Here is an 11,506-nt window from a genome sequence, read left to right as displayed (position 1 = left end):
GAGCTGCTGGATGGCTATATCGGCGCGTCCGTCTACGACAGCTTCGGCAACGTAACCCTTGTGAACCACGGTGGCATGGGAACCGACTTCTTCGCTGATACCCAGCTTATCCATGAGGGCCACGAAGTAGGCTCCGCTGGCTCCCGTGCCTGAGTAGGCTACAGACTTAGCGCTGCGGATGGTCCTGATAAAGGATTCAGCTGTGGATATGTCGGGCGCCGGGACGTTGTGATTGACTGCGACTCCAATGCCCGCGCGCGCAACAGATGTCAGGGTGCTGCCATCAATTATGGGCCCCAGTGATGCGAACGAGCTGCTGACTGCGACCATCACGTCGAAGGACTCACCGGCTTCTATCCGCCGAAGCAGCTGGCTCGTTGGCTCGAAGACAGCCTGAACTCCAACCCCCGTTTCCTGGTGGAACACATCAATGACTTCATCAAGGGCCTTCTTGACGGCCGGGGAACTAAAGACTTTCACTGGGGTTCGTTTCTTTCTCGTGGTGTTTCTCTTGGGGAGGTGTTGAACGACCCCTGGTCCTCATTGACCTGTTGCCCCGTGACGGGTCTGAAACTGCGATAACGGCACTGCGAACCCGGGGCCAGTCGGGGATGCGGGAAGAAGGTCCTGCATCATGACCATCCGTCGTTCCCCGTGGACGCTGTCGATGATCCATACGACGCCGATTTCGGGAGCGGCTTCCACGACTGTGCCGTGCAGATGCTGATGTTTTTCAGCCCATGCGACAACGTCGCCGGCGCTGACACTCCATGCCCACTTACCCGATGCCATGGATCTCCTTGAACTGGGGCTGCCATGACTGCAGCAGCGTTTGCCGGCAGTGAGGGCAGCCAGAAGCCGATTGAACTGATGGAGGCACACGTTCTGCGGCTGGGGGGCGTCTGTATCAGGCGCCCCCCAGCCGGGGTGCTATAGGTCGATGACGCTCACTGTTTTGCCGGTGATGGCAGATTCCGCTGCGGCGTTTGCCAGGACCAGCGCGGAGACTCCGTCAGCGAAGTTTGGTGATGTAGGTGCGCCTGTGCGGATGGAGTGTGCGAAGGCGTCCAGTTCTGCGTAGTACGCCTGCGGATAGCGTTCGAGGAAGAAGGGCAGGTAGGCGTCTGCTTCTTCTGTCCCGGTGGCTCCGGATTTGCGCACAGTGGTTGGTGCGACGTTGGCGGCCGAAAGCATACCGCCGGCCCCGAATGCTTCCAGCCGCTGGTCGTAACCGAAGGCGCAGTGGCGGGAGTTCGTGATGGTGATGAGCTCGCCCTCGCTGCCGCGCAAAGTTACTACAGCGGAATCGAAGTCGTTGAGCTCTTCGATTTCCTTGCTGAAGACGTTTGAGGCCACTGCGGTCACTTCGACGATGTTTGGTATGAACGAGCGTGCCATGTCCAGGTCGTGGATCGTCATGTCGCGGAAGATGCCGCCGGAACCGGCGATGTAGTCCCGCGGGGCCGGTTCGGGGTCGCGGCTGGTGATGGTGAGTTGTTCGAGCTTGCCGATTTCCCCGGCTTCGACCCGGGTGCGCACGGCGGCGAAAGACGGATCGAAGCGGCGGTTGAAACCGAGCATGATCGGGACGGTGGTGTCCTTGATCTGCTCACGGCAGGCGAGGACGGTGTCGATGTCGAGGTCAATGGGCTTTTCGCAGAGGACAGCGAGGCCGTGGGCAACCGAACGGGAGATGAGGTCCACGTGGGTGCTGGTGGGCGAGCCGATGATCACGCCGTCGAGGCTGGTGTCGGCGAACACCTCTTCGGGGTCCTGTACGGCGCGTGCGCCGGTGCTTTCGGCCAGCCGGCGTGCCCCGTCGATGAACGGGTCGGCGATCAGAACGAGATCGATCTCCGGGTGGGCGGCAATGTTGCGGGCGTGTACCTGCCCGATGCGGCCCGAGCCGAACAGTGCCAGGCGCAGGCGTTTGTTGTTGGACATGGGGTGTGGCCTTTCAGGAAAATGGAGAAGGTGGTAAGCCGCGTTGCCGGAGACGGCAGGGGGCGGTGCGGGACTTGGCCGATCAGCGTGCGAGGGAGACTCCGGGGAAGCAGCTGATTGCTGTTTCGTAGGCGCGCTTAAGGCCTTCGGCAACGGGCAGGCTGCGGTGTTCGGCGGAAATGATTTCAACTCCCCAAGGGCCCTGGTATCCGGCATCGAGAGTTCGCTGGATGAACGTGCGGGTGTCGAAGTCGCCCTGACCGCAGTACGCGCGGTTGTTGATGGTGTCTTCAAAGATGGTGCCAACGACGTCCTTGTAACCGTCGTCGATTTCTACGGCGAAGACCCTGTCCATGGGCACAACGTCCCAGAGGTCCTCGTGGGAAAGACCGGACCTGTGAGTGTGCCAGATGTCGATCATCAGGCCCGCGGCGGGACTGTCGGAGCTGGTTACGACCTTGACCGCTTCCTGCGCCGTGCGCAGGTGTGAGAAGGGTGTCGCTTCGAGTGCAAGCCGGACGCCGGATTCAGCGGCTTCGTCTGCGAGGTCGGAGAATGCGCTGGCCATCGTCGACAGCGGCAGCGGGTTGTCGGTCATGCCGGCGCCGACTTTGATGTGCCGCGCACCCAGGGCCTGGGCAGCTTCGAACAGTTCGGCACGTTGGATATCGGATTCGGCGCGTTCGGTTCCGGTGGCCCACCAGCCGTTCAGGAATTCGACTTCGATGATGCCGATTCCTGCCTCGCGGATCATGCGCCCGAGCTCGGGGTAGCCGATGGTGCGGCGTGCATGCAGCAGATCGTGGTGTACCAACCCGATGCCTGACCACCCGGTCTGCGCGATGAGGTTGATGCGCTCCTGGATCGGGATGGGGCTGGTTTCGTCCGGGCGTCCGGGGGCGGTATCGCCGGCACTCACCCAGCAGGTCGCGATCAGCTGCGGGGCGGCGTTGGTTTCGCTGGTCATGCGGTCTCGACCTCCATGGATGCTCCCTGTTCCTTCTCGGAGCGGTAGCAGGCGTCGACAATCCGAGCGACGGCCAGGGCATCGGCGACCGGGGCCACTACGGGGGCGCCGGTGCGGATGCTGTCGATCCAGCCACGCATTTCAGGGTGGAAGTTGCTGATGTTTCCCAGTTCGGGCAGTTCGGAGAATTTGTTCAGTTCGGTCCTGGCGAAGGGCGGGGTGAAGTGGCTTTGGGTCCACTCGGTCCAGCCGGCGCGCCAGCCGGCACGGTCCTGGTCCACGTAGACGCGCAGCTTCTGGGGCAGGATGCCGATTTCCAGCATGCCGCCGGTTCCGTAGACGGAGATACGGGAGCTTTCGAACCACTCAAGGTGGTCGTGCCCGTCGAAGCTGAAGGTCACGGACTTGTCCGGGTAGTTCAGCAGGACGGCTGCGGAATCTTCCCGGCTCGACTCGTCGGACAGGCGTCCGGACTTGTGGACACGGGCGTTGACCGTATCGGGTGTGCCGAACATGTGCACCAGGGAGTCAAGCATGTGGCATCCGATGATCCATAGTGCCCCTCCCATGTCGGCGGGCTGGTTCAGGTGCGCGGTCAGGTGTTCACCGACGAGGGCAGCACCGCGGGCGGAGACGGAAACCACCTCACCAATGACGCCGGTGTCGATGAGTTCCTTGGCCTCTGCGATGGACTGGGCGAGGCGAACGTTGTAGCCGACCTGCACCACCAGCCCCGGGGCGGCCTTGGATTCGGCTTCGGCCAGCTGGAGCAGATCTTCAACGGTTCCCCCGCCGGGCTTTTCGACGACGACGGACTTGCCGGCGGCCAGTGCGCGCAGGGCGTGGGGGACCATGTCCTTGCTCTTGGAGTGGACCATGATCGCGTTGATGCGCTCGTCCTGGAGCAGCGCGTCAATGGAGCGGGGCTCCATGTCGTACTTATCGGTGAAGTACTGCAGGCGGGGATCGTCGTCCGCGGCGGCTACGACTTCCACCCCGTCAATTTCGCGCAGGGCGCGAACCCGGGCAGAGGCGTGCGGGTGTGTGATTCCCAGAAGTCCTACGACAATCGGTTCCAACGCATTGTCTCCTTCGACTGAGCACCTGATCGGTGCGTTTATGGTTTTGATGGGGGCGGGCAACGGTGCTCCACCGGTTCAATATGATTGGGATGCAGTGTCACCTAATGGACAGCTTGTCCAAAGCATTTCATGGACGCGGCCGTCGGTCAAGCTATGACCTGTGACACGTCCGCGTCCTTTTTGGACGCAGCCTGCGGCGCCCCGAGGTAGTCCGACAAAGCCCTGGTTCCGCGCAGGAGGAGATCGACGATGGGATCTTCGCCCTCGGGCCGGTTCAGGATGCCCTCGCGGAGCCCACTGATGGACAGGGAAGCCGCAACCTCGCCGCGGTGGTCGAAGATGGGTGCCCCGATGGCGGCGATGCCGGGGGTGACGTTGTTGTCGCTGACAACGAAGCCCTGGTCCCGGATGTGCTCCAGTCCGGAATAGAACTCTGAACGGGACCGAACGTCGCGCCAGGGCTCCCCGCTGCTGGCGACGATCGCGGTATATTCGTCCCACGAAGCCCGGTCTTCGAAAGCGAGCAGCGCACGGGGCGCGGCGCCGACATGCAGGGGAAGTGACTCCCCCAGTTTCAGGACCCGGCTGTTGACCCGTATCCCGTCAATGCGCTCGATGCAGACCGCCCGGGTGCCACGGCGGATGCACAGGAAGGTTGTTTCCCCCGTTGCTGCGTGGATTTCGCGCAGGATGGGGTCGGCGGCACGGCGGATATCCAGGCGGCGTGTGAGGTCGCCGGAAAGGGCGATCATTTTGCTTCCCACCCGGTATGCGCCGCGATGGCCGATCTGTTCCACCCATCCGGCTTCAGCCAAGGTGGCCAGCATCCGGTAAATGGAACTGGCGGGTTCTTCGAGCATCTCGGTCAGCCGGGTCGAGGTTGCGATGCGTTCTTCAGCCAGGGCCGATATCAGTGCGGATGCTTTGGCGATGACGGCAGGGGCGCGGGGGGAATCCCGCTCGGATCCGTCCGGAGGGTCGAGCCGGGCGGCTTCTTTTCCTTCGTTCGGGTTGTCCTGGGACATGGAGGCGGCGATGGCCCGGGCGGCGGTGTCCAGGACCTTCCGTGCCGCGTCCTCCTGGCCGAGGACTGTTGCCCGCAGGCCCGCGACCGAGAGGGCACCCAGCAGGCTGCCATCCCGACGGAGGACGGGAACGGCAATTGAGGCGATGCCTTCGATGACCTCGCTGTCTTCAACGCTCCATCCGCGCCTTGCGGTCTGCTCGACCCTCTCCCTCAGCTGCTCTCCGGTGAGCGGTGCCCGGGAAGCGATGCCGGGGTACGGGCCCGAGGCCAATACGCTCTCCCGGAACTCGGGGGCACCAAAGGCCAGCAGAGCCTGTGATGCGGCCCCGGCGTGGAGCGGAAGGGTGCGCCCGGGGGCCAGGTCGTGCAGGTCGACGTCTGCGCCCTGGATCTGGTCCAGGCAAACGGCTCCGTTTTCGCGCAGGACGCAGAAGTAGGGGCTCATGCCCAGCTGGCCACGGATCCAGCGCAACTGTTCGCGCAGCTCTGTGCGGTCCACGAGCGCATCAGCTGCCGCGTCACCCAGTTTGAGTATCGCAGTGCCCAGCTCAAGCTTGCCGTCACCGCTCGACCGGACGAGGTTCTCCTGCTCCAGCGCAGCGACGATCCGGTACACGGTCGGCCGCGGTTCGGACACGACTTTCGCCAGCTCCGCCGGCGTTGACTGGCCAATCCGGGCCAATTCATCGATCACCTGGCTGGCTTTTTTCAACAGCTGAATGGTGTTCACCAACCGCCTCTTTTCTGACCCGAAGGGGCCTCTGGCATCCGCGTAACTACCCTCGCGCAGATGCGCTGCACATGAGCACCTCTGCCATGGTCGTCCTCCCGGCCGCGAGTGCCACGGGAGGCCTGGCTTGTGGCGTGCGCAAATGTAATTTGGAACACCACTAGCGTCAATGGCTGGTACTGTGCGAACATGGTGTCCATTGTACGGCACCAAGTGCTCGCAATCACATCTAAATTTCAGGCGCGGCGGTCCTGCCGACGCAGAACTGACGCCTTCAGCGTCACGCGGCTCTCCAAAGGAGGAGAACGGTGTTTAAGAAAATTGTTATGTTCGCTGCAACAGCAGCCACGTCACTGGTACTTGCTGGTTGTGCAGGAGGGGGTGCAGGCAGCGGCAACGGGGCCGGCGGAGGGACACAGGCTCCCGCCGACACCCGAATCGGAGTTTCACTGCCCAGCCAGGATGAAGAGCGGTGGATCACCGACGGTAAGGCCATCAAGGAAGGGCTGGAAAAGGTCGGCTACCAGGTGGACCTCCAGTACGCCAATAACGACATCCCCACCCAGCAGCAGCAGGTAGACCAGATGCTGACCCAAGGTGCCGATCTGCTGATCCTGGCACCGCTGGACGGAACGGCCCTGTCCCCCCAGCTGCAGCAGGCGGCAAGCTCGAACATCCCGATCGTCTCCTACGACCGGTTCGTCAGGAACAGCGCCGACGTTGACGTTTACGTCACCTTCGACAACTTCAAGGTCGGCGCCCAGCAGGCCACCTCGCTCCTCATCGGGCTCGGTGTCCTGAACAAGGACGGCTCCGAAGGTTCCGCCAAGGGACCGTTCAATATCGAACTGTTCGGCGGATCGCTGGATGACAACAACGCAACCTTCGTCTTCAACGGCGGCATGTCCGTCCTGCAGAAATACATCGACAACGGCACCCTTGTGGTGAAGTCGGGACAGAACAAGCTTGCACAGGTGGCAACCGAGAACTGGTCACAGCAAAAGGCCCAGGAACGCATGGACAACCTGCTGACCGCCAGCTATAGCGGCGGAACAGCCAAGCTCGACGGTGTCCTTACCCCCAACGACAGCGTCGCCCGCGGCGTCATCACCTCCCTGGGCAACGCCGGCTACGGCCCGACCCTGTCCTCACAGCCCAAGCCGATGCCCGTCACGACCGGCCAGGACGCCGAGGTTGCCTCCGTGAAGTTCGTCAACGACGATGTGCAGTTCTCCACCGTGTTCAAGGACACCCGCGCCTTGGCCGCACAGACTGTAAAGGCGTCCCAGGACCTGCTGGCAGGAAAAGACCCCGAGGTCAACGACACCAAGTCTTATGACAACGGATCCAAGATCGTCCCCTCGTTCCTCGTGCCGATCCAGCCCATCTACAAGGACAACATCAAGTCCGCCCTGATCGATTCCGGCTACTACACCGCTGAAGAGGTCGCAGCCGGCCGCCTTCAGTAAGCACCTTTCAGGGAGGGGCACACAGTGCCCCTCCCCTCCCACTCTCCCCTACAAGACCGATAGGACGGCGGGCCAATGGCCGACCACATCCTGGAAATGCAATCCATCACCAAGACCTTTCCCGGCGTCAAAGCGCTCTCCGGCGTTTCGCTGGCCGTGGAACGCGGTGAGGTCCACGCGATCTGCGGCGAGAACGGCGCAGGGAAGTCCACCCTCATGAAAGTCCTCTCCGGCGTGTACCCCGCTGGCAGCTACGGGGGTGACATCCTGTTCAAGGGACAAACGTGTTCTTTCTCCGGCATCCGGGATTCAGAGCACGCCGGCATCGTGATCATCCACCAGGAACTGGCCCTCGTGCCGCACCTGTCGATCGCCGAGAACATCTTCCTGGGCAACGAGCGCCGCGGCGCATCAGGACTGATCGACTGGCACAAGACGAACGCCGAGGCCGCCGAACTCCTCGCATCCGTCGGTCTGCGGGAAGAGCCCACTACCCCGGTCGGACAGCTTGGCGTCGGCAAGCAGCAACTGGTTGAAATCGCCAAAGCCCTGTCCAAGGAAGTGCAGCTGCTCATTCTCGACGAGCCGACCGCGGCGCTCAACGATAACGACTCCGCCCACCTGCTCGACCTGGTCCGGGCCCTCCGTGACCGCGGCATCACCTCGATCATCATTTCCCACAAACTCAACGAGATCGAAGCGATTGCCGACCACACCACCGTCATCCGCGACGGAAAGACCGTGGAAACCCTGGACATGACGGACCCCGACGTTAACGTCGACCGCATAATCCGCGGAATGGTCGGCCGGGACCTCGAAGCGTTCTATCCCGACCGTGATTCGAACCCGGGCGAGGTCGTTCTCCGGGTGGAGGACTGGACGGTCAAGCACCCCACCCAGGACCGCCTGGTCGTCGATGGCGCCAGCTTTGAAGTCCGCGCCGGAGAAGTCATCGGCGTCGCCGGACTCATGGGCGCCGGACGCACTGAACTGATGATGAGCCTGTTCGGCCGCTCCTACGGCAAGTTCGTATCAGGCAAAATCTTCATGCACGGAAAGGAAATCCACACCCGATCCGTCGCCGCAGCCATCGAAGCACGGATCGCCTACGCCACCGAAGACCGCAAGGCCTTTGGCCTCAACCTCATCGACGACATCGCACGCAACATCTCAGCCGCATCACTGGGCAAACTTGCGAGCTGGGGCTTCGTCAATCACCACGAAGAGGCCCGTGCGGCCGAGTTCGCGATGAAATCGATGAACATCAAAGCCCCCAACGTGAAATCGATCGTCGGCAAGCTCTCCGGCGGGAACCAGCAAAAGGTCGTCCTCTCGAAGTGGTTGCTCACCGACCCGGAAGTACTGATCCTGGACGAACCCACCCGCGGCATTGATGTCGGCGCGAAATACGAAATCTACACCCTCATCAACAGCTTCGTGGACGCCGGAAAGGCAGTCGTGGTCATCTCCTCGGACCTGCTCGAACTCCTCGGCACCTGCGACCGCATCTACGCCCTGTCGACAGGCCGGATCACCGGGCAGTTGCCCGCTGCTGAAGCATCCGAGGAACGCCTCATGACACTCATGACCAAAGAGAAGGAACTCACAGCATGACCGTGACAGCCCCCCGGGGATCCCAAAAGAAAGATACGCCGTCCGCAGCAGCGGTCGTCCACACCGGAACCAGCGAAATCCGCGAGCTATTCACCCGTAACCTGCGTACCAGCGGCATCTACATCGCACTCGTGGCCATCGTGGCCCTGTTCGCGGGACTCACCGGCGGCGCCTCACTCGGTCCCGGTAACATCACCAACATCGTCCTGCAGTACTCCTACATCCTGATCCTTGCCATCGGCATGGTCATCGTGATCATCGCCGGTCACATCGACCTCTCCGTGGGCTCCGTCGTCGCCTTGACCGGCGCAGTGTCGGCGGTCGTCGTCATCCAATACGGACAGCCCTGGTGGGTCGGCGTCCTCGCAGCCCTCGCCACCGGCCTCGCTATTGGAGCCTGGCACGGATACTGGGTCGCCTACGTCGGAATTCCTGCGTTCATCGTCACCCTCGCCGGCATGCTCCTCTTCCGCGGCCTGACCCTGGTCGTACTCAACAACGTATCCCTCTCCCCCTTCCCGGCTGACTACGGCCAGATCGCATCCGGCTTCCTCAACGGTCTCCTCGGGGGCCAGGGATACGACCTCTTCACACTCCTCATCTTCGCCATCGCCGTGATCGGCTACGCCTTCAACCAGTACCGGACCCGCAAGACCCTGATCAGCTACAACCAGCTCGTCCCGTCATTTCCGCTGTTCATCGCCAAAATCCTCGTAGTCGCCATCGCAGTCATGGTCTTCGCCTGGCAGCTGGCCATCGCCCGCGGCATGCCGCTTGTCCTGATCATGCTGGCCATCCTCATCATGGTCTACAGCGTCATCATGCAGCGAAGCGTCTTCGGCCGCCAGGTCTACGCCATCGGCGGCAACGTCGTCGCAGCAGCCCTCTCAGGTGTCAAGGTCCGCACCGTCAACTTCTGGATCTTCGTCAACATGGGCCTCCTCTCCGCAGTGGCCGGTATCGTCTTCTCCTCGCGCTCCAACGGTGCCCAGCCTGGCGCGGGCAACATGTTCGAACTCGACGCGATCGCCGCGGCGTTCATCGGCGGTGCGGCCGTTACAGGCGGCGTCGGCAAAGTCGTGGGAGCCATGGCCGGCGGCCTGATCATGGCCGTCATGAGCAACGGCATGCAGCTGATGGGCATCGACCAGTCCGTGCAATCAGTCGTCAAGGGCCTCGTCCTGATGCTGGCCGTCGCCTTCGACATCTACAACAAGCGCCGCGCCGGTTCCCGCTAAACGCTTCCCGCCCTAAGAAGCACCCGCGTGAAATGAACCATTTACGCAGACAACACCTCTACAAAGGAGTCCATCTGATGACCCACCAGTTTGTATACGAAGCCCTCCCCATGCGGGTGCGCTTCGGCGTCAACTCCCTCTCGACCCTGCCCGAAGAACTCGACCAGATCGGCCTAAAGCGCGTCCTGGTCCTCTGCTCTCCCGAACAGGAAGAGACCGGCAACCGGGTAGCCGAGGCCCTGGGTGAGCGCTGCGTCGGTGTTCTCCCGGAAGCCGTCATGCACGTGCCCAACGAAGTTGCACAGCGGGCAAGCGACGAAGCTGCCAGGGTCGGTGCCGACGGGTGCGTCGCCGTCGGCGGCGGCTCAGCAATCGGACTCGGCAAAGCAATCGCCCTCAAGCACGGGCTGCCGATCGTTGCCGTCCCCACCACATACGCCGGATCAGAAATGACCCCCGTATGGGGACTGACGACCGACGGACGCAAGGAAACCGGCAAGGATCCCCGGGTTCTGCCCCGCAGCGTCGTCTACGATCCCGAGCTCACGGCGACCCTGCCGGCCGCCATGTCCGTGACCAGCGGCATCAACGCCATCGCCCACGCCGTGGAAGCCCTCTACGCCCCGGACGCAACGCCGATCATTTCGCTGATGGCCGAAGAAGGCGTCCGGGCCCTCGTCGCAGCGCTGCCCGCGATCGTGGCCGACAGCTCAGACCTCGAAGCCCGCAGCAACGCCCTCTACGGATCGTGGCTGTGCGGTGCCTGCCTGGGCGCCACCACCATGTCACTGCACCACAAGCTCTGCCACGCACTCGGCGGAACCCTGAACCTGCCGCACGCCCAAACCCACACCGTCGTCCTCCCCCACGCACTGGCCTTCAACCAGCCCGCCGCTCCCGAAGCGACGGCTGCCCTGTCACGGGCACTCGGTGGCGCCGCAGATCCCGCCGAGAGACTGTGGCAGATCGCCGGCGAACTGAATGCCCCCCGGTCCCTGGCCGAGCTGGGCATGAAGGAAGAAGACATCGACCGCATCGCCGAAGAAGCGACCAGCCGCTCTTACGGCAACCCCCGCCCGATCACTTACGACGACGTCCGCGGCATCCTGCACGCGGCATGGGCCGGCAAACCACCGAGCGCCAACCCCACCGTCTGAGCCCAAAAGGTCCACACCCTGCCATCAGGTAAGGCGTGGCACCTCGCGGAGCCACGCGGAGCAGGACCCTCCCTCGCGGATACACCGACAGGAGGGTCCTACTCCACCCCGTCCCACACATTAGAAAAATCAACTAGGAGGCAGACCTTGGTCGCCACGCGGACCATCGCCCCAGGAATCGCCGTATCCCCACTCGCACTCGGCACGAACGTCTTCGGCTGGACCGCCGACACCGAAACATCGCATGCAGTCCTCGACGGCTACGTCGCTGCCGGCGG

9 protein-coding genes are annotated in these 11,506 nt (G+C 63.0%); 4 read left to right on the top strand and 5 right to left on the bottom strand.

Annotated features, from left to right (window positions below; all coding sequences use genetic code 11):
• From DBR22_RS07910 to DBR22_RS07885, 5 genes are all read right to left on the bottom strand, one after another.
• A partial coding sequence (locus tag DBR22_RS07910; protein ID WP_108598562.1) for a substrate-binding domain-containing protein occupies positions 1-480 on the bottom strand: 480 nt, incomplete at its 3' end.
• Positions 481-930: 450 nt separating this feature from the next.
• Entirely contained in the window at positions 931-1,944 is a 1,014-nt protein-coding gene (iolG, locus tag DBR22_RS07900; protein WP_108598560.1) for an inositol 2-dehydrogenase, read from the bottom strand.
• Positions 1,945-2,026: 82 nt separating this feature from the next.
• Positions 2,027-2,911 (bottom strand): sugar phosphate isomerase/epimerase family protein, encoded by an 885-nt coding sequence (locus DBR22_RS07895; protein WP_108598559.1) that lies wholly within the window; start codon positions 2,909-2,911, stop codon positions 2,027-2,029.
• On the bottom strand, positions 2,908-3,990 hold the full coding sequence (locus DBR22_RS07890; RefSeq protein WP_108598558.1) for a Gfo/Idh/MocA family protein: 1,083 nt from the start codon (positions 3,988-3,990) through the stop codon (positions 2,908-2,910). Before DBR22_RS07890 ends, DBR22_RS07895 begins: the two co-directional genes overlap by 4 nt.
• Positions 3,991-4,139: 149 nt before the next feature.
• Positions 4,140-5,750: an IclR family transcriptional regulator gene (locus DBR22_RS07885; RefSeq protein ID WP_108598563.1), complete on the bottom strand. Its 1,611-nt coding sequence runs from the start codon at positions 5,748-5,750 to the stop codon at positions 4,140-4,142.
• 308 nt (positions 5,751-6,058) lie between these two features.
• On the opposite strand from DBR22_RS07885, the gene chvE reads away from it, so the two are divergent.
• The 4 genes from chvE (at position 6,059) to DBR22_RS07865 (ending at position 11,228) form a co-directional block, all read left to right on the top strand.
• Positions 6,059-7,219 carry a multiple monosaccharide ABC transporter substrate-binding protein gene (gene chvE / locus DBR22_RS07880; RefSeq protein WP_108598557.1) on the top strand — a complete coding sequence of 387 codons (1,161 nt, stop codon included), beginning with the start codon at positions 6,059-6,061 and terminating at the stop codon, positions 7,217-7,219.
• Positions 7,220-7,294: 75 nt separating this feature from the next.
• Positions 7,295-8,833, top strand: coding sequence for a multiple monosaccharide ABC transporter ATP-binding protein (gene mmsA, locus DBR22_RS07875; protein ID WP_108598556.1), 1,539 nt, complete (start codon positions 7,295-7,297; stop codon positions 8,831-8,833).
• Positions 8,830-10,071: a multiple monosaccharide ABC transporter permease gene (gene mmsB / locus DBR22_RS07870; RefSeq protein WP_108598555.1), complete on the top strand. Its 1,242-nt coding sequence runs from the start codon at positions 8,830-8,832 to the stop codon at positions 10,069-10,071. Before mmsA ends, mmsB begins: the two co-directional genes overlap by 4 nt.
• A 77-nt stretch (positions 10,072-10,148) precedes the next feature.
• Entirely contained in the window at positions 10,149-11,228 is a 1,080-nt protein-coding gene (locus tag DBR22_RS07865) for a maleylacetate reductase (protein ID WP_108598554.1), read from the top strand.
• Positions 11,229-11,506: the final 278 nt, after the last annotated feature.

Source organism: Arthrobacter sp. HMWF013 (genome assembly GCF_003061105.1).
GTDB lineage: Bacteria > Actinomycetota > Actinomycetes > Actinomycetales > Micrococcaceae > Arthrobacter.
The sequence above is the reverse complement of the archived record's forward strand: the minus strand, read 5'-3'. Positions and strand labels throughout refer to the sequence as shown.